Consider the following 17,608-nt stretch of genomic DNA (forward strand, 5'->3'; position numbering starts at 1 on the left):
GGGATCAAGCCGCGAGCGTAAGTTCCTTGACGGCCGTGACGCAATTGCGCCCCTTGGCCTTGGACTCGTAAAGCGCGCCGTCCGCCTGTTCGAGCATGTCGTCGAAATCCGAGTTGGGCGGTAACATAGCCAGGCCGAAACTCGCAGTGACACTCACGGGTTGTCCGTCCACGATGACGACATGGTCTTCAATGGAAGAACGAAGACGGTCACAGACGCTGAGCGCCTTCTCCATATCGACATTGCTGAGCAGGACAACAAACTCTTCACCGCCCCAGCGCCCAAGTCGGTCGAATGGACCGCGAAGTTCAGAATATGCGACCGCCGCGATTTCTCGCAGCACACGGTCGCCCGCTGCATGACCATGCTGGTCGTTTACCGCCTTGAAATAGTCGATGTCGAACAACGCCACCGCCGATGTCATCTCCGTCCGGCTCATGCGCGCGAGTTCTTCACAGGCAAATTGTTTGAAGAACTTGCGGTTTAGCAGTCCCGTCAGTGCGTCAGTAGAGGCCATATCTTCCAGCGTGCGCTGGTAAATTCTCATTCTGTACTCGTGTTGGGCAGCAATTGCGGCCGTCGGAACGGCCACACAGGACGCAATGAAAAGGTTCGCGACAATGAAATTCTGGGGATCAGACGGGAACCCCATTGAATAGACAATGACGGAAAAGGTGAAGCATAGGCAAAGCGCCGTAATCGCCACAAAAGCGAAAAAGGTCAGCGATTCGACCACATCTTCGAATTTACCCTGCACGTCCCGACTCCCGGTTGCTGTAGCGGTTGTGACATAGGAAGTATATTTTACCGTCAATCGATTGAGGAATTTTAACGCCTGACCATTCATCTTTTGGAAACAAGCAGACAAGCCGGTCGCTACGCCTTGACGTTGCGCCAATGCTCACCCAATCAGGCATGGGACTGGCTGAATTTTTATTGTTAGCGCTCCGAAGCCGTCGTTCCCGAGCCGTCCAACAGCCTTTCTCGCGTTCTGAAATTACAAAAAATTTCGCAATGGCGCGGTTGACGCTGTGGTTCGCAGCTCTTAACTCCGCAGCATCGTTAGCAGTCGTGCCGGGTGAGTGCTAAAGCCCCCTGACATTTGCTTGCTGACGACCGTTTTCAATTGAACTCGTCAAAGAGACAAGAGGGCTAAATCCAATGAAACTTCGTCCCCTGCACGACCGTGTCGTCGTGCGCCGCGTCAAGGAAGAAGAGAAAACCAAGGGCGGGATCATCATTCCCGACACCGCAAAGGAAAAGCCGCAGGAAGGCGAAATCGTCGCCGTCGGCGCTGGTGCGATTGGTGACGACAACGAGCGTGTCGCGCTCGACGTCAAAGCTGGTGATCGCGTGCTCTTCGGTAAATGGTCCGGCACGGAAGTGACCGTCGATGGCGAAGAACTGCTCATCATGAAAGAGAGCGACATCATGGGTGTCCTGGAGGGCTAAGCCCCCACACTTTCGCTTTCCATCAGACAGAATTCTCAACAGAGGTAATCCACAATGTCAGCCAAACACGTAGTTTTCGGCGCAGAAGCTCGCGAACGGATGCTGAAAGGCGTCGATACGCTTGCCAACGCCGTTAAAGTCACGCTCGGTCCAAAAGGCCGTAACGTCGTCATCGAGAAATCCTTCGGCGCTCCGCGCACCACGAAGGACGGCGTCACCGTCGCAAAAGAGATCGAGCTTGAAGACAAGCTGGAAAACATGGGCGCACAAATGCTGCGCGAAGTGGCTTCCAAGGCCAACGACGTTGCCGGTGACGGCACCACGACCGCAACGGTTCTCGCCCAAGCCATCGTTCGCGAAGGCCTGAAGCGCGTTGCTGCCGGCATGAACCCAATGGACCTGAAGCGCGGCATCGACAAGGCATCCGCCGAAGTCGTTAAAGACCTCGCTCATCATTCCAAGAAGGTGAAGTCGAACGAAGAGATTGCCCAGGTCGGCACGATCTCTGCAAACGGCGACACCGAAGTTGGCGCAATGATCGCCGAAGCCATGGCGAAAGTCGGCAATGAAGGCGTCATCACGGTTGAAGAAGCCAAGTCGCTCGAAACCGAACTCGATGTTGTCGAAGGCATGCAGTTCGATCGTGGCTACCTGTCGCCTTACTTCATCACCAATCCGGACAAGATGATCGCGGAACTCGAAGATCCGTTCATTCTGCTGCACGAGAGCAAGTTGTCTTCCCTGCAGCCAATGCTGCCGATCCTCGAAAACGTTGTTCAGAGCCAGAAGCCGCTCCTGATCATCGCTGAAGATGTCGACGGTGAAGCACTGGCCACCCTCGTGGTCAACAAGCTGCGCGGCGGCCTGAAGATCGCTGCTGTGAAAGCTCCAGGTTTCGGCGACCGCCGCAAAGCCATGTTGCAGGACATCGCTGTCCTTACCGGCGGCCAGGTCATTTCCGAAGATCTCGGCATCAAGCTCGAGAACGTCTCCATGGACATGCTCGGCACCGCGAAGAAAGTCGCCATCACAAAAGATGACACGACCATCGTGGACGGCGCTGGCGCCAAGAAAGACCTCGAAGCTCGCGTGTCGCAGATCCGCAAGCAGATCGAAGACACGTCTTCCGACTACGACAAGGAGAAGCTGCAGGAGCGTCTCGCGAAACTGGCTGGCGGCGTAGCTGTCATCAAGGTTGGCGGTGCCACTGAAGTGGAAGTGAAAGAGCGCAAGGATCGCGTCGATGACGCCCTGAACGCCACGCGTGCCGCTGTGGAAGAAGGTATCGTCCCTGGTGGTGGTACGGCGCTTCTCGCTGCTGCAAGCAATATCGACGTCAAAGGTCTGAATGCTGACGAACAGGCCGGTATCGACATCGTGCGCAAGGCTCTGGAAGCTCCGGTTCGCCAGATTGCTGAAAACGCCGGCGTCGAAGGCTCGGTCGTTGTCGACCAGATCCGTCGCGGCAAGGGCAAGGGCTTCGGCTTCAACGCCCAGACCGAAGAATATGGTGACCTCGTCGCCATGGGCGTGATCGACCCGGTGAAAGTTGTGCGCTCTGCTCTGCAGAACGCTGCATCGGTTGCTGGCCTGTTGATCACGACGGAAGCGTCCATCGCTGAAGCCCCAAAGAAGGAAGGTGCCGGCGGCGGCATGCCTGACATGGGTGGCGGCATGGGCGGAATGGGTGGCATGGGCTTCTAAGCCCGGCCCTCAAAGCCAAATTGTCAGAGGCAGCACTTCGGTGCTGCCTCTTTTTTTGGGCGAAATGATCCTTCCGACGCACTCGATTCCAGCTTCTCTACCGCTGCGGCAACCGCTTAGAGTTGCCAAAAACACAAACGGGAGAGAAACAAAGTGGCATCTGCTTCGGATATGAATTTCGGTGACATGCTTGATGCTGTGGGCGAGATGCTTGGTCCGGAAGACCTGGCTCTGGCCCACGGGACACGGCGGACATACTGGCCAGACTTCACGGCTCGATCAAACCGGCTTGCGCGGAATTTACGCGAGATGGGGATCGAAACAGGCGACAAAGCTGGCTTCTATCTACGTAACCAGCCTGAATATACTGAAGCGCTCGCCGCTTGTTTCAAAGGTCGTTTCACGCATGTGAACGTCAACTATCGCTATCTCGCCGACGAACTCTTCTACATTTTTGATAACTCGGACGCTGCGGTTGTGTTCTTTGATGCACAATTTACTGATCAGGTTGAACTGGTCCGCGGTCGCTTGCCCAAGCTGACGGCCTGGGTCCAGATTGGCGGCGGAGACGTGCCTGACTGGGCGGTAGACTATGACTGTCTCGCCGCCGACGGTGACCCGTCTCCGCTCGGCATCGACCGATCACCAGAAGATTTGTTTTTCCTCTACACCGGCGGAACCACCGGAATGCCCAAAGGCGTGATGTGGTCACAATCTGTCTGGCGACAGGCGTCCAGAGAAGGCGCAGAGAAAGCCGGTCTGCCCTACCCGTCCACTATGGAAGAGTTCAAGATGGCAGTTCAGCTTATGGGAAAAACGGCGCGGCAGGTGCCCGCCTGTCCTCTGATGCACGGCACAGGGCTGTTCACGGCGATGGGTGCGCTGCTAGGCGGCGGCGCAATTATCACGCTGGAACAGAACACCAGCTTTGACCCTGAAAACTTGTGGGAAACCGTCTCGGAACATGGCGTGACGAGCATGGCGATCGTCGGAGATGCATTCGGAAAGCCGATGCTAAAAGCTCTCGACGACAATCCTGGCCGTTGGGATGTCAGCTCTGTACAAACCATCGTATCGTCCGGCGTAATGTGGAGCGCGGAGGTCAAACAAGGCCTCCTCAAGCATATGCCTCAAGCCGCCATGATGGACAGCTTTGGCTCATCTGAAGCGGTCGGCTTCGGATCATCCACAACGACGCTCGAAGGCGGAACCCAGACGTCCAAATTCGAGATCGGCCCGAACTGCAAGGTGTTTTCCGAAGATGATCGCGAGATCGTGCCCGGCAGCGGCGAGGCCGGGATCATCGCCCGCGGTGGCGCAGTCCCTCTCGGCTACTACAAGGACGAGGCGAAGACCGCCACAACGTTCCGGACAATCAACGGGGTCCGTTACGCCATACCGGGCGACTGGTGCACGGTGGAGGCGGATGGCACGATCTCATTGCTGGGCCGGGGATCAAATTGTATCAATACGGCAGGTGAGAAAGTCTATCCAGAAGAGGTCGAAGAGGCCTTGAAGGAACATGCTGCCGTCAAGGACGCACTCGTTGTCGGCGTGCCCGATGAGAAGTGGGGCAACGCCGTGACGGCCGTCGTATCCACAGATTCAGAGGTCAGCGAAGACGAACTGCGCAGCTTTGTGCAATCACGTATTGCCCGCTACAAGGCTCCCAAGTCTGTTTTGTTCAAAGATGATCTTGGGCGCGCGCCGAATGGCAAGGCCGACTATAAGTCCATCAAGGCATTCGCGCTCGACAAGCTAGGCATCAGCCAATGAGCAACAGGCCTCTCAACGTGTAGGCCACGACAGCGACCACCAGCATCGACACAAGGGCTATGCCGACAAACCAGATAAGCCGTCTGGTGAGCGGCGGCTCCTCGTTGTCGTCGGCTGGCTGTACCGGATCAATGCGCATGATAGCCATCTCCCGGCTTAACTTTGCCCCAGAACAGGCTGTAGACGTATGCTGTATAGGCCAGAATGATCGGCAGCATGATCACGGCGCCCACCAACATCAGAACGAGTGCATTGTCCCGCGCAGCAGCCTCATGGATGGATATTTCGTACGGCACGATGAATGGGTAAAGGCTGACGCCGAGGCCCACGTATCCGCTGGCAAAAATGCCCGCCGCCAAAAGGTAAGGTCGCCAGTCCGGCGCTGTGCCCACCGCGCCCTGTTTCATCGATAGGTCTCTCCACAGCCAGACGACAAGTGCCATGCTGACCAGGGGCACCGGCGCGAGCGGCAGGAAGCGTGCAGGCTCAATATGGCTCATGGAAAAGCCCCACCGATCGCCAATGGATGCGTCCACTGAAAGCGTCGCGAAACTGACTGCCAGGAAACAAATTGCCACGCCAGCAAGTGCCATCCGGCCCCACTTGCGCGCCTTGTCATGCAACTCACCTTCGGTTTTGAGAACCAGCCAGCAAGCGCCGAGCAACATGTACCCGATGACAACAGAGATACCGGTCAGAAGGGTGAATGGCGTCAACCAGTCGAACGCGCCGCCGGCGAAGGCACCGCCCTCGACATGAATGCCCTGTACCATCCCGCCAAGCATGATGCCCTGTGAAAATGCGGCGGTGAACGATCCACCATAGAAAGCGCCATTCCAGAAGATACGAGTGGGTCGACGCACGGCCTTGTGTCGGAATTCAAACGCGACGCCGCGGAATATCAATGCAGCCAACATGATAAGCACAGGCAAATAGAAGGCTGGCATGATGATCGCGTATGCGGTGGGAAACGCCGCAAACAGGCCGCCACCACCAATGATCAGCCATGTCTCATTGCCGTCCCAAACGGGCTCGACGGTGGCGGTCATCATGTTCCGCTCTTCTTCAGACTGCGCGATCGCGGTGAACATGCCAACGCCGAGATCGAACCCGTCAAGCAAGACGTACATCATGACGCCGATGGCGAGGATCAGGGCCCAGATGAAGGGTAGGTCGATAGCCATGTTCGCCTCCTATTCCGCCGCAACGATATCGTCGGATGTTTCGGCCTTGTCATCGACTGCGCCCATTGGAGACCCAGGAGGACGCCGCTCACGGCCAGAAGGGTCCGTGGGACTGTCATCAAAGCCGCGCGTGGCAATGCGCGCCATATATACGACACCGGCCGTGAAAATGATGGCATAGACGACCATGAACACGAGTAAGGACGTCGCCACCTGCCCGGCAGAGACCGGTGACAGGCTGTCCACCGTGCGCAAATGTCCATAGACCGTGTAGGGCTGGCGACCGACTTCCGCAGTAATCCACCCGGTCACGACAGCAATGAAACCAAGCGCGCCAGCCGGGACAGCCGCAATGTGGAAGAGACCCGGTGTGTCCAGCTTTTTCCTCCACCAGAGGAAGGTGCCCCAAACGCCCATGGCCAGCATGCCGAGCCCGGCCCCTACCATAATGCGAAATGCATAGAAGACGAGCCATAGCGGCGGCCGTTCGGATTCCGGAAAGTGGTCGATGCCATGAAGCATTTCGCCTTCCTCCAGGCCGGGGAAAAGGAATGAACTGGTGCCCGGAACCGTTATGCCCGCATGGCCGCATTCGGAACCATCCGGCCACGCGATCAGAACCGTGCCCTGCACTTCCTTGGATTCACACCATCCCTCCACCACTGCGATCTTGGCGGGCTGGTACTTGTGCGCAACTTCGCCCGACCAGTGTCCAACCATGATCTGGATCGGCAGCAGGACGGCCAGAGTGCCCGACGCCATACGAATTTGCCACTTGGTGGGCTCGGTTGTCCGACCTTTCAGAGTCTGCCACGCACCCGCAGCGAGAATTACCGCCGCAGTCGTAGTATAGGCAGCCAGCAACATGTGTGCGAGCCGACTTGGCAGGCTCGGATTGAAGATCGCCTCGATCCAGCTGGTTGCATAAAAATTGCCGGTCTCTGCATCAATCGCAAAGCCGGCTGGCGTCTGCATCCAGCTGTTTGCGGCGAGGATCCAGAAAGCTGAAATCGTGGTGCCGATTGCTACAGCGCATGTCGCAGCAAAGTGCAGCTTCCGACCAACTTTTTGCCAGCCAAACAGCATCACGCCCAGGAATGTTGCCTCCAGGAAGAAAGCGGTCAGCACTTCATAGGCCAACATGGGGCCCATGACGCTGCCGGTGATCTCAGAGAACAGGCTCCAATTCGTACCAAATTGGTAGCTCATCACGACCCCGGATACGACGCCCATGGCGAAAGCGAGTGCGAAGATTTTCACCCAATGCAGATAAAGGCGCTTGAAGACTTCCCTGCCGGTCTTCAGCCACAAGCCTTCGCATACCGCGAGAAAAGCCGCGAGACCGATCGTGAAGGCAGGAAAGAGAATGTGAAAGGCGACGACGAAAGCAAACTGAAGTCGCGACAAGATGAGTGCATCAAATTCCATGAGGCTCGCTCCGCATCATATATGCGATTTTTCTAATATAGTTTGCAGGCCGGCCAAACTTGACGAGCTGACGCGCGCCGGTCTGACGCAGGCGCGCCCAGTCAGCCCTTCCGACGCAATGTCCTGAATATGGCGTCAGCGCGCGCCGCAATGCCCCCATCGTCCTTCACCAGCCTCGCTGTAACGTGAACATGGTCACCGTCTATCAGCGTAACATGCGGATGCGCTTCCAGCCAGCAGCCCTCCCGAACGATGTCCATGAACTCCATGGTCAGCTTGAGCGTGACCGACATCTTGCCGGTCGCGCTCCAGACAGCCCACGCCAGCGCACTATCGGAAAAAGCGCAGGTCATTCCGCCGTGAAGGAAGCCCATGCCATTGCAGTGACGATCCAGCACCCACATGCCGGTGCGCACATCGCCTGATGCCGACGCACGATACGTGGGACCATTGTGTAGCGTGAATTTCCCGCGGGATGGCGTTGGCGCAAATCCCGGCGGCGGTTGTCTCAGCGGCTCAACCGCCTCACTCACCCATGTTTCCGAATACATCGTGATGGACTGTATCGCCGGGCTCAATCCCCAGTTCAGCGGCACGCCCCCCCGCCAGTTCCAGCACGCCCTTCACCGGCACGCCCGGATTGATCCGACGCAGCGATCCTGGAACAGTTTCGCGAGCAATCGCCAGCACTTTGCCATCAGGATCAATGAACAGCATGTCCAGAGAGATCAGCGTATTCTTCATCCACATATTGGCTTCGCGCGGCTGGCCGAAATCGAACAGCATGCCAGCATTTTCTGCGAGCTCTTCCCGATTCATGAGGCCTGTCTGGACTTCTTCCGGGTCATTCGCCAATTCGACCGTGAAGCTGTGCTCAGTCTCTCCCGACATGATCGTGAGAGGCCCGGTTTCCAGCTGGGCGAAAGCCGCAGGCAAGAACAGGACGAGCGATGCGAAAGCAGAAGAGATGAAACGTATCATGGGGCTTGTTTAGACGGGTGCCCGCAAGGCGGCAAGCTGTCTTGGCTGCTGCTTACCCGCGTTTAATGTGGCTAACGTGCTCACCTTTTGAACCGGTTTCAATGCAGACTTCCAGATCCGTGCCAGGCTCAATATCTTCGTAGCCGGCTTTGCGCAGAACGACGGCGTGCACGAAGATATCCGTGTCATCGCCTTCGCGCTGAACGAACCCATAGCCGCGGGTGCGATTGAACCATTTCAGCGTGACCGTCTCGTAATCGCGCTCAACACCTTTCTCCTTGGCGACGGTGGCCCGAGGGCGTTCCATCTCAATTATATTAGCGGTTTGCCAACCGCGGTCGCCTTTCACGGCGTCACAAACGATGCGCGCACCCTCATCGGCAGAGGACTCACCATACCCCCTCAGGCATGTCACATGCAGCATCACGTCTCCCGTCAGACTTGCGTCAGACGTCGACTCGGCGACAATAAATCCGTAGCCCTTGGCACTATCGAACCATTTCACATGGCCAATTACGCGCACGGCATCCTCCACGGATGCAGGCTCTGATTCTGATTTGGCGGCTATTCTCGTCATCAACCCGTATTCCCCAATCAGGCAACCTAAAATGTGTTAACGCGCTTGTCACGCGATCTTCACATCAAAGAATGGCTTTCTGCGACCCTGCCCGCCGCTTACCCCCGCAATGTGGACAGAAATGGGCAAGCGCGGTGAGACACTGCAGCAACGTCCCGTCATACCTCCCTGCCGTGATCATCCTCACAGCCCATTTACCAAGAATATGCTTGCAACGTTAAGTAACGGAAAGCTATACATTGCTGCCAAACTTGGCGCGTAGATTGGAATATATGAGCAATCATACCCTCGACACCTTCAAAGAATTGCTCTTGGAAGGCCTGTGCGACAGCGATGTCCTGCCCCGGGCGCTCGAGATGGTCAATGCGCATTGTGGTGCGGAAACTACACAACTCATTTCCGTCAGTGATGCGACCTTCATCCTGGATTCCGCCGTCGAGGGCACCGTCGATCGCGACCTTTTTCAAAATGAGCAGGAGTATCTCGCCATCAATCCGCGCACCCGGATTCTGGCCTCGCGCGAGATCGGCCGAATCATTCGAGACCATGAAGTGGCAGATGAGGAGACCGTGGCCACCAATGCCGCCTATCAGGAACTCCTGATTCCGGCCGGCGTCGGCCAGTTCGCCGGCACGGTCCTCGCCAGCGATGACTCGACCGTGGTGGCCCTGGCGATTGCCCGCCCCCGCGATGATGGTCCGTTTTCGGATGATTCCATTGCCCGCTTTTCTCAGATGGTCCGCGCAGCCATTCCGGTCACCCATCTTGCAGGGCGCATTGTCAGCCGGCAGGAAACGTCGCTGCTGGACATGTTCGGCCGCCAAGCCTGCGTCGCCATCCTGCACAAATCCGGCACGGTCGTCCGGCAGTCAGAACAGTTCGAGAAACTGCTCGCGTCCGGCGTGGTCCGCACCGATGGGCTCGGCCGCCTGGATCTCCTGTCCGACGAGAGCAACCGCGATCTGGCCCTCACCCTGCGCGGCCAGAGCAACGCCATTGGCGGCCGCTTTTCCTTCGCGCGCCTGCGCCCGGAATGCACCTATATCTGTTCGGTCACACCGGTGCCCCCCATCGGGCATTTCGGCGCCCGCTCCGGCCATGCGGTCCTGTTCATCGACAAGCTCACATCCGTGAAATCCCTGGACCGGAACCTGTTGCGCCAGACCTACTCCCTGACCTCAGCAGAATGCGATGTCTGCGAACGGCTCTATGCCAGCCAGACCGTAGCGGAAATCGCCACAGCCCGGGCTGTGGCAACCAGCACGGTCAAGACGCTTCTCAAGTCGATCATGCAGAAGATGGTGGTCAATCGCCAGGCCGAGATTGTGATAAAATCGTCACGTTTCGCGTTCGATTCTGGTATGTCCGTGCCCGTGCAAACGAATGCAGGCGATAAACTTTACGGATAAATTGTCCCTTCCCCCCGTTTGGGGGATGACAGCCCACTTTCTTAATGTTTCGTTAGCACTCACAAAGGGTGAAACGTTCGCTGAACGCGAGCCGGGAGTGGGGACACGCCCGCAATATCCGGCCCAATTCGGTGAGCCGTTGCTGTAAGATTGGCAGGGCAGAATGCGTGCGACAAAATTAAATAAGCCACGGGCGGCATCGTATGCGGCAGTTGGCCTCATGATCGCATTTCTAGTGCCGGCCAGCGCATCAGCGGGACACCCGTCCACGGGGCATGATGCGATGACGCTGGATATTGAAGATTATGTCGGCACGCTTCGGATCATCCCGAACACCGAGGACAAGATCGAAATCATCTCCGTCGAGGACGGCGTCGGAAACCTTGGAACCCTGTCCGTGAGCACCGATGAAGATGGCGGCGTCTCGGTCCGCGGGGCCCCTGCCTCCCTCGCCATGAATTGCGCCCGCACCAATGGCGAACTCAGCATCTCCTTCGACAATGGCGAGATGCACCCGATCGGCGACTTCCCGACCGTGGTGATTTCCGCACCCACTTCCACAAATGTCCGCATATCCATGCGGGCCGGAGATGCCGAAATCTCCGATGCTGACAATCTCGAAATTCTGGCTGGCGGATGCAGCCGTATCATCGCCAACAATGTCACCGACACGTTCCGTCTGACAACAACCGGCGCCCTGGCCCTGGAAATGTCCGGCGCCGAAGTCGCTGAAATCGACGCCAGTCATGGCGGCCACATCCGGATCAGCGAAATCCGAAACCGCCTGCATGCCTGTCTTGGCCGGACATCCCGGCTGGTCAGCGACCAGCTCACCGGCACGGCTGAAATCTATCAGTCCGGAACCAGCCGGATCACGCTGGATTCCGTTACGCTCACGGACATCACGGCCGAACTCGATGGAACCGCGACGCTTCAAATGGCCGGCACAGCATCGGATGCACGTATGTCACTGGGCGGTGCCTCGCAGGTAAAGGTTTCGAATGGCATCACATTGGCACATGTCGATCTGCAACGCGCAGGCCGCCTCCTCGTGGATGGCGTGCGCTGGAAAGGAACAGGAAATGACTAGTCACCCAATCAGGATGATCCGCACCGGTGCGTGCGCCGGCATGGTCGCACTCGCCCTTGCCGGCAGCGCGGCAGCGCAGGAACTCGTCTATACGCCCGTCAATCCGTCCTTCGGCGGAAACCCGTTCAACTCGGCCCACCTCCTCGGCATCGCAAACGCCCAGGATGATACCGAGGCACCATCCTCCGCCAGCGGTGATCCGCAGGCTGACCTGTTCATTCGGCAGCTGCAAAGCCGCCTTCTGTCAGGACTCGCCTCCGAGGTCGCCAATGCCATCTTCGGGGAGGATCCGCAGGATTATGGCCGGGTCGTCTTCGGCGACCAGACAGTCGAATTCGTGAGAGGTCTGGATTCGATCACACTGACCATTTTTGACGCAACCACAGGGACAACGACAGAAGTCGTGGTGCCGATTTTCACCACCGGCGGCTAACCGGGAATTTGTAGGGGACACACACTGTATGTGGGGACAATCTGGCCTCAAGCGTTGGCTGGCAACGCCTGTACTGACACTTCTGCTTGCTGCGTGCGGCACGCCGCCAAAAGCGTCCATGGACATGGCGGAGCCGACCGTGAATCCGCGCACGCAGACCGAGTATGCTTTGATCTGGCTGCCAAAACCGACGGAGCAGATTCCGGTCGCCGTCTATGGCGTCGCGGACGAGACCGGCGCCTTCAAGCCGAGCGATACTGTCCAGACGCTGTCGCGCGCCGTGACCCAGGGCGCAACGCCGATCCTGATCAAGGCCCTGCAGGACGCAGGAGATGGCAGCTGGTTTACCGTCATCGAACGGGAAAAGCTGGATAATTTGCTCAAGGAACGCCAGATCATCTTGGAAATGCGCCAGCGTTATCTGGGGGAATCTGCAAAGGAATCGGTCGCACTTCCCGCGCTGCTTTTCGCGGGCATCCTGATCGAAGGAGCCATCACGGGTTATGATACGAATACGCAAACGGGTGGGGCCGGCGCACGCTATCTGGGAATTGGCGCGAACACACAGTACCGGGAAGACGCCGTTTCGGTGTATTTGCGGGCTGTCAGCGTCAAGACGGGCGAAGTCCTGATCTCGGTAACGACCGAACAACGCGTCGCGTCTGTCGCTTGGCAGGCCAACGCCTTCAAATATGTCGCCTATCGGGAGCTTCTCGAAGCAGAGGCCGGAATCACCCTGAACCAGCCTCGCCATGTTGCTGTACGCCAGGCGCTCGAAAAAGCCGTTTACGGATTGATCGTGGAAGGTGTAAAGTCTGGTCTCTGGAACTTCGAAAACCCCGATCTCGGCAAGACAGCGGTGGATTTCTACGATCAGAAATACCGCACCGAATTTCCAAAGGACGCCCTGAAGGGTGTGCCAAAGGAATTGCTGCAAGAGGGCGAAAACTGGGAGGCCAATGAAGCAAGTTGAGCTGATGCAATCAAAGCCCTGGACCGACTAGGACCAGGCAAAGACAAGATCGCGCGGCGCGAGCCGCAATAAGGGTGGGGAGAGACCGACTTCAAGTTGGCGCTCGGACCGGTCTCTCCCCGGGGATCTGCCATTTGGCGGATCTCCCGATCAATACTGCCTCACGTCGAGGCAAGCAACTCGGGAGCGGCACTTTATGTTGCCACATACTGCAATCGCATCTGCACGTCCGCCCGCTGAGAGCGCGCGCAGACACTCGACGCGCAATTCATTCGGCGTCCTGTCCATCTTGTTCGGCTTGGCCCTTCCCGCCGGGGCCGACACGGGCTCATTCGCTAATATTGAGCAGATTTCCGACATTCTTGAGCGCACCCGGCAGGCCGAGGCGCAACGCGCAAACACGCTGGAAGTCACCCAGTCGGGGCGCAATCTTGTCGTGGACGCCTATGTTCAGGGTCAGATGAACCGGGCCAATACGGTCTCCCAATCCGGAGACAATGCGTCGGCCCGCATATCCGTGACGGGAGACTCGAACTCGTTCGCGATTCGCCAGGATTCGCCCCCCGTCGGCAGTCAGCCTGCAGGCCGCAATGATGCCACCCTCACAATCGAGGGCGACTCCAACGACGCCCTCATACGGCAGACAAATGATTTTGGTGAACTGTACTATAATTCCGCTTCCCTCACGCAGCTGGGACACGGCAACACCGCCGCAATCTATCAGACCGTCTCGCCTGGCGATCTTGTGGAAGGCGGCAATGTCGCCTCCATCGTGCAGAACGGTGACGACAACGATGCGCTGATCGAACAGACCGGCGCCGGAAACACCGCGTCAATCGAGCAGGACGGAAACGACAACCAGGGTAAAATCTACCAGGACGGCGAAGGCCTGTCCGCCCTGCTCGTCCAGACCGGCGATGCGCTGGAATACACAATCAACCAGACCGGATGTGTCGTGGCCTCTGGCTGCGGCACGGTCACCGTGACGCAAGGCGCATACTGATGCGCGCCCGGTCTGAAACCGAACATGCCTCCAACTGTACATCAGCGGGGCGTGGCAGAAGCCATCGGGGGGACGCACTCAGCTTCCAGAATGGCCTTTTGAACAAGCTGATCCGAGAACGGATCAGTGCGAAATGTGCACTGACAAGGAGACATCTCATGCGCACGAAACTTCTCGCCACCGCCGCAATCGCGGCACTTTGCTTCGGGGGACCTGCCTTCGCAGACGAATCAGAGGCGCTCATCAACCAGAGCGGCGTTTCAAACAATGCCGACATTGATCAGACCGAAGGTCTCGAAAACGAAGGCTATATCGACCAAACCGGCGACGAAAACTCGGCGTCCATCACCCAGAAGCACACACCTCCCGGATCGCAGATCTACAGTATTGCCACCAATACGGCCGACATCGATCAGACCAGTGCCGTCGGCGCTGCGGTTGGCAACTCTGCAACGGTGACCCAGACCGCTGACACCGTTACCGGGGCCGCCCCGAACTCGGTTGACATCGACCAGAACACCGCAGGTTCGCTCGCACAGACGGCTTCTGTTGACCAGGTCGGTGGCCAGGGCAACAGCGTGACCGTCGCACAAGGCCTTACCGACGATACGGGCGGTGAAGTCGCCACAGTCAGCCAGGAAGGCAATGACAACAGCGCGGTCGTCGCCCAGGACGGCACGGGCGACACAACGACGGTTGCACAGCTCGGTGATGCCAACGCGGCTTCCGTCACCCAGACGGGCAGCGACAATAATTCGACCGTTGACCAGATCGGTAACGACAACGACTCCACTGTCACCCAGAATGCAATCGGCGCCTATGCTGACAATGATCAGACAGGCGACAACAACGTGTCCACGATCGCGCAGACGGACGATTCCTCCAATGGCACGATCAACATCCCGAATGCCGATCCGGAATCGACGGTTATTCAGGCTGGCAACAACAACACCTCCACCGTGGATCAGACGAACACCGGCGGCGGTTTCAACCAGGTTGCCAATGTGAACCAGAACGGCGACACCAATTCCTCGTCCGTGACTCAGGAAGGCACCGGCCCCGGCTTCACGGGCACGCTGCGGACCAATGTGACCCAAACCGGCGGTTCCAGCTCGACTGTCAGCCAGACCGCTGTTGACGGACAGGCCAACAATGCCTTCGCCACGATCAACCAGTCCGGCGCTTCGATCTCCGAAGTCAACCAGTCCCTGGATGGCAACCGGGCAACCGGCATTACGGCCAATGTGACGCAGGATGGCGGTTCCAGCGCCTTTGTAGACCAGTCCGTCGAAAACACCGCGACAAGCGGTGCCGTAACGTCCGGGTCCGTGGTCGCCACGCTCGATCAGAATGGTGGTTCGGTCGCAAACGTGAATCAGGGCATCGCTGGCAATGGCTCCACGAACATTTCTGCAAGCATCACGCAGGATGGCGGCGCAACGGCGAATGTCGACCAGTTCATGAACGGGGACGGTCAGTCCGGCCTAAGCACGACCATCCTGCAGGATGGCATGAGCACGGCCAATGTGTCCCAATCGTTCAACATGGATGGTTCGCAGAACTTCGATGCCATCGTCACCCAGTATGGTGATGGCAACACGGCCAATGTCGACCAATATGACAACGCACCAGGTGAAACCGGCCAGAAGGCTGACAACAGCGTTCTGGCTGACGTCTATCAGGACGGCTCCGGCAACACGGCGAACGTCACCCAGGAAGGTCGCGTCTGGCAGGACAGCTCGCTGAACGCCTATGTCACCCAGATCGGCTCCGACAACGAAGCCAGTATCGATCAGGACGGCAAGTCCAGCACGGCGGCCATCGACCAGATCGGCGGCGCATCGTTCAACATGGCCAGCATTGACCAGAGCGGCTTCTCGAACGATTCCTACATCGTGCAGACCGGTCATGGAAACACGGGTTCCATTCTCCAGAATGGTGGCCGTGGAGATGCCGATATTGATCAGAGCGGGGACGATAACTCCGCGACGGTCACGCAAGGCAACAATTCCGGTCGCAACCTGACCGCCAGCGTCACGCAGAGCGGAAATGACAATACCGGTGAGATCACCCAGACGGGCGGCGAATTCTCCACCGCCTCGATCCTGCAGTCGACCGACGGCAACATGGCGACGATCTCGCAGAGCGGCGGTGACTTCAACGACGCGTCGATCAATCAGACGGTGACCGCCGGCAACATGGCCTCCATCGTCCAGACCGGGTCCTATAACTCGGCCACGGTCAACCAGTAACCCCTGCCGTCCCGGGCCGGTTTTCCGGCCCGGGACCTTCATTCCACACACCGGAAGGACTGAGCCATGACGAGCCACACATCCTCGTCGACCGCCTATCCGCGCCCCGCGAACCTTGCTGGCGCCCTGCTCGTCCTTGCCCTCTGCACCGGCTGCACCACGCCGTTCGAGCCTCCCAAAATATTCACCATGCCGACCGGCGGCCTCGAGGCCGACACGCCTCCACCGCCCCGTCCCGATGGCCAGCGCAAGGATGCCGACGCAGCGGCCTACGCCATCAGCGCAGAACAGGTCGTTCCGGCGTCCGAAGACACCAGGCAGGATGCTGCGTCTGCGGGTTTCGGCCAAATTCCAGCGAACCCGGCGGCTGCCCGCCTGACTCCCGTCACGGATGCAGACGATCCCTGTATTGGCGACCTGGCTGGAACAGAGCGCTGTCGCACCAGCCTGGAGCCGAATGACGGGCTCACCCTGACCTCCGGCGAAGGAGATGGAACGCTGACCGTTGTCGTGCCCAGCGCGCGCGCCGTGACCGTCATAGATCCCGCCAGCGCCGTCAACGAGATCGGTCGGGGCAAGGCCGTGTCGCAGGCCGCCCAATCGGCCGGCAGCGAATTTCTCATGGGCACCGGCTCCGACGGCACCCCGCCGCCTCCGGACGAAGATGACATGTTGCCGGATTTCGGCACGGAAGGCCTGCCGATCGACGTCCTGATTCCCGGAACACAGCAATAAGCCCTGCAAGCTCCGGCCCGTCCGAGCGGCATGGCATGAAACGGGCTGACACGATCTGACACACGCTGGAACGGGAGCAAGCTCCGGCCTCAATGCAGTTGAACCGAGGACACCTGACAAGGCGCGTGCCTCAGACGCGTCGGCCCCAAGCCTCCATGTCTTCCGGAATCAGTCGGCGCGATACTGAAAAAACAGGTTCAACACCGACTCAATGTGCGCGTCCACGATTTCTGGTTTCCGCACGTCAATACCAAACAATGCTTGAACCTCGTGCGCCAGCACGAATGGCATCTGACAGACAGACGTCGTGATATAGAGGAAGGATAACGGGTTGAGGTCTGGCAGCTGTTCCAGAGTACTGGCGCGCACCAGGCGCTGCGCAATCGCTTCGCGTCGCGGAATGAGAAAATTGTCCACTATCCATTGGAGCCGCTCGCCGCCTATCATCGCTTCGGACACCATGATCCGGGCGTGGTCAGGATTGGTGGCACAATGCCGAATGTAGCGTCGGAGGAGATCTTTGAAGCCCTCTAGCCCGTCAATGGGCGGAACGCCTGCTGTGTCGAGGTCGATCGCCTTGTTCAGGACCTCAAACATGTCCCGCACGGCTT

18 protein-coding genes are annotated in these 17,608 nt (G+C 58.5%); 10 read left to right on the forward strand and 8 right to left on the reverse strand.

Going from position 1 to position 17,608, the window contains the following annotated elements; translation table 11 throughout:
* Nucleotides 1–4 precede the first annotated feature (4 nt).
* Nucleotides 5–757: a GGDEF domain-containing protein gene (locus B3527_RS03035; protein ID WP_206990740.1), complete on the reverse strand. Its 753-nt coding sequence runs from the start codon at nt 755–757 to the stop codon at nt 5–7.
* 404 nt (nt 758–1,161) lie between these two features.
* Between B3527_RS03035 and groES the strand changes: the two genes are divergently transcribed.
* The 3 genes from groES (at nt 1,162) to B3527_RS03050 (ending at nt 4,932) form a co-directional block, all read left to right on the forward strand.
* Nucleotides 1,162–1,452 (forward strand): co-chaperone GroES, encoded by a 291-nt coding sequence (gene groES / locus B3527_RS03040; RefSeq protein WP_034811607.1) that lies wholly within the window; start codon nt 1,162–1,164, stop codon nt 1,450–1,452.
* A gap of 54 nt (nt 1,453–1,506) precedes the next feature.
* Nucleotides 1,507–3,156, forward strand: coding sequence for a chaperonin GroEL (gene groL / locus B3527_RS03045; protein ID WP_034811605.1), 1,650 nt, complete (start codon nt 1,507–1,509; stop codon nt 3,154–3,156).
* A 153-nt stretch (nt 3,157–3,309) separates the two neighbouring features.
* The gene (locus tag B3527_RS03050; protein ID WP_290479638.1) at nt 3,310–4,932 is read left to right on the forward strand and encodes an acyl-CoA synthetase; all 1,623 of its coding nucleotides are present in this window, start codon (nt 3,310–3,312) and stop codon (nt 4,930–4,932) included.
* Here B3527_RS03050 and B3527_RS03055 read toward each other — a convergent pair.
* The 6 genes from B3527_RS03055 to B3527_RS03080 form a co-directional block, all read right to left on the reverse strand.
* On the reverse strand, nt 4,922–5,071 hold the full coding sequence (locus tag B3527_RS03055; RefSeq protein ID WP_206990741.1) for a hypothetical protein: 150 nt from the start codon (nt 5,069–5,071) through the stop codon (nt 4,922–4,924). The two genes, B3527_RS03050 and B3527_RS03055, sit on opposite strands and share 11 nt — an antisense overlap.
* Nucleotides 5,061–6,116, reverse strand: coding sequence for a cytochrome d ubiquinol oxidase subunit II (gene cydB / locus B3527_RS03060; RefSeq protein ID WP_290479639.1), 1,056 nt, complete (start codon nt 6,114–6,116; stop codon nt 5,061–5,063). The genes B3527_RS03055 and cydB overlap by 11 nt, the downstream gene beginning before the upstream one ends.
* Before the next feature lie 9 nt (nt 6,117–6,125).
* Nucleotides 6,126–7,544, reverse strand: a complete 1,419-nt coding sequence (locus tag B3527_RS03065; protein ID WP_206990743.1) for a cytochrome ubiquinol oxidase subunit I — start codon at nt 7,542–7,544, stop codon at nt 6,126–6,128.
* Nucleotides 7,545–7,645: 101 nt separating this feature from the next.
* Nucleotides 7,646–8,077 carry a PaaI family thioesterase gene (locus B3527_RS03070; protein WP_206990744.1) on the reverse strand — a complete coding sequence of 144 codons (432 nt, stop codon included), beginning with the start codon at nt 8,075–8,077 and terminating at the stop codon, nt 7,646–7,648.
* The gene (locus tag B3527_RS03075; protein WP_206990745.1) at nt 8,070–8,525 is read right to left on the reverse strand and encodes a DUF192 domain-containing protein; all 456 of its coding nucleotides are present in this window, start codon (nt 8,523–8,525) and stop codon (nt 8,070–8,072) included. The genes B3527_RS03070 and B3527_RS03075 overlap by 8 nt, the downstream gene beginning before the upstream one ends.
* Nucleotides 8,526–8,577: 52 nt before the next feature.
* Nucleotides 8,578–9,102: a cold-shock protein gene (locus B3527_RS03080; protein ID WP_206990746.1), complete on the reverse strand. Its 525-nt coding sequence runs from the start codon at nt 9,100–9,102 to the stop codon at nt 8,578–8,580.
* Nucleotides 9,103–9,374: 272 nt separating this feature from the next.
* Here B3527_RS03080 and B3527_RS03085 point away from each other — a divergent pair, with 272 nt between their 5' ends.
* From B3527_RS03085 to B3527_RS03115, 7 genes are all read left to right on the forward strand, one after another.
* Nucleotides 9,375–10,511 carry a helix-turn-helix transcriptional regulator gene (locus tag B3527_RS03085; protein WP_206990747.1) on the forward strand — a complete coding sequence of 379 codons (1,137 nt, stop codon included), beginning with the start codon at nt 9,375–9,377 and terminating at the stop codon, nt 10,509–10,511.
* Between the two features lie 220 nt (nt 10,512–10,731).
* Nucleotides 10,732–11,601 (forward strand): hypothetical protein, encoded by an 870-nt coding sequence (locus B3527_RS03090; RefSeq protein WP_290479640.1) that lies wholly within the window; start codon nt 10,732–10,734, stop codon nt 11,599–11,601.
* Nucleotides 11,594–12,034: a curli assembly protein CsgF gene (locus B3527_RS03095; protein WP_206990749.1), complete on the forward strand. Its 441-nt coding sequence runs from the start codon at nt 11,594–11,596 to the stop codon at nt 12,032–12,034. The genes B3527_RS03090 and B3527_RS03095 overlap by 8 nt, the downstream gene beginning before the upstream one ends.
* Before the next feature lie 28 nt (nt 12,035–12,062).
* The gene (locus B3527_RS03100) at nt 12,063–13,007 is read left to right on the forward strand and encodes a CsgG/HfaB family protein (protein WP_290479642.1); all 945 of its coding nucleotides are present in this window, start codon (nt 12,063–12,065) and stop codon (nt 13,005–13,007) included.
* Nucleotides 13,008–13,203: 196 nt separating this feature from the next.
* Nucleotides 13,204–14,010: a hypothetical protein gene (locus B3527_RS03105; RefSeq protein WP_290479643.1), complete on the forward strand. Its 807-nt coding sequence runs from the start codon at nt 13,204–13,206 to the stop codon at nt 14,008–14,010.
* Nucleotides 14,011–14,168: 158 nt separating this feature from the next.
* A complete protein-coding gene (locus tag B3527_RS03110) occupies nt 14,169–16,262 on the forward strand; it encodes a beta strand repeat-containing protein (protein ID WP_290479644.1) in 2,094 nt (697 codons plus the stop codon).
* 66 nt (nt 16,263–16,328) lie between these two features.
* Nucleotides 16,329–16,997, forward strand: a complete 669-nt coding sequence (locus B3527_RS03115; protein WP_206990753.1) for a hypothetical protein — start codon at nt 16,329–16,331, stop codon at nt 16,995–16,997.
* A 168-nt stretch (nt 16,998–17,165) separates the two neighbouring features.
* On the opposite strand, the gene B3527_RS03120 is transcribed toward B3527_RS03115, so the two are convergent.
* Nucleotides 17,166–17,594 carry a hypothetical protein gene (locus tag B3527_RS03120; RefSeq protein WP_290479645.1) on the reverse strand — a complete coding sequence of 143 codons (429 nt, stop codon included), beginning with the start codon at nt 17,592–17,594 and terminating at the stop codon, nt 17,166–17,168.
* Nucleotides 17,595–17,608: the final 14 nt, after the last annotated feature.

Source organism: Hyphomonas sp. UBA4505, from assembly GCF_002388685.1.
Classification (GTDB): domain Bacteria; phylum Pseudomonadota; class Alphaproteobacteria; order Caulobacterales; family Hyphomonadaceae; genus Hyphomonas.

Bases quoted from the DNA above. Each gene is read 5' to 3' on its own strand.
- B3527_RS03115 (WP_206990753.1), top strand. From the start codon at position 16,329: ATGACGAGCCACACATCCTCGTCGACCGCCTATCCGCGCCCCGCGAAC.
- B3527_RS03090 (WP_290479640.1), top strand. From the start codon at position 10,732: ATGATCGCATTTCTAGTGCCGGCCAGCGCATCAGCGGGACACCCGTCC.
- B3527_RS03085 (WP_206990747.1), top strand. From the start codon at position 9,375: ATGAGCAATCATACCCTCGACACCTTCAAAGAATTGCTCTTGGAAGGC.
- B3527_RS03075 (WP_206990745.1), bottom strand. From the start codon at position 8,525: ATGATACGTTTCATCTCTTCTGCTTTCGCATCGCTCGTCCTGTTCTTG.
- groL (WP_034811605.1), top strand. From the start codon at position 1,507: ATGTCAGCCAAACACGTAGTTTTCGGCGCAGAAGCTCGCGAACGGATG.
- B3527_RS03105 (WP_290479643.1), top strand. From the start codon at position 13,204: ATGTTGCCACATACTGCAATCGCATCTGCACGTCCGCCCGCTGAGAGC.
- cydB (WP_290479639.1), bottom strand. From the start codon at position 6,116: ATGGCTATCGACCTACCCTTCATCTGGGCCCTGATCCTCGCCATCGGC.
- B3527_RS03100 (WP_290479642.1), top strand. From the start codon at position 12,063: ATGTGGGGACAATCTGGCCTCAAGCGTTGGCTGGCAACGCCTGTACTG.
- B3527_RS03055 (WP_206990741.1), bottom strand. From the start codon at position 5,071: ATGCGCATTGATCCGGTACAGCCAGCCGACGACAACGAGGAGCCGCCG.
- B3527_RS03065 (WP_206990743.1), bottom strand. From the start codon at position 7,544: ATGGAATTTGATGCACTCATCTTGTCGCGACTTCAGTTTGCTTTCGTC.
- groES (WP_034811607.1), top strand. From the start codon at position 1,162: ATGAAACTTCGTCCCCTGCACGACCGTGTCGTCGTGCGCCGCGTCAAG.
- B3527_RS03110 (WP_290479644.1), top strand. From the start codon at position 14,169: ATGCGCACGAAACTTCTCGCCACCGCCGCAATCGCGGCACTTTGCTTC.
- B3527_RS03080 (WP_206990746.1), bottom strand. From the start codon at position 9,102: ATGACGAGAATAGCCGCCAAATCAGAATCAGAGCCTGCATCCGTGGAG.
- B3527_RS03120 (WP_290479645.1), bottom strand. From the start codon at position 17,594: ATGTTTGAGGTCCTGAACAAGGCGATCGACCTCGACACAGCAGGCGTT.
- B3527_RS03095 (WP_206990749.1), top strand. From the start codon at position 11,594: ATGACTAGTCACCCAATCAGGATGATCCGCACCGGTGCGTGCGCCGGC.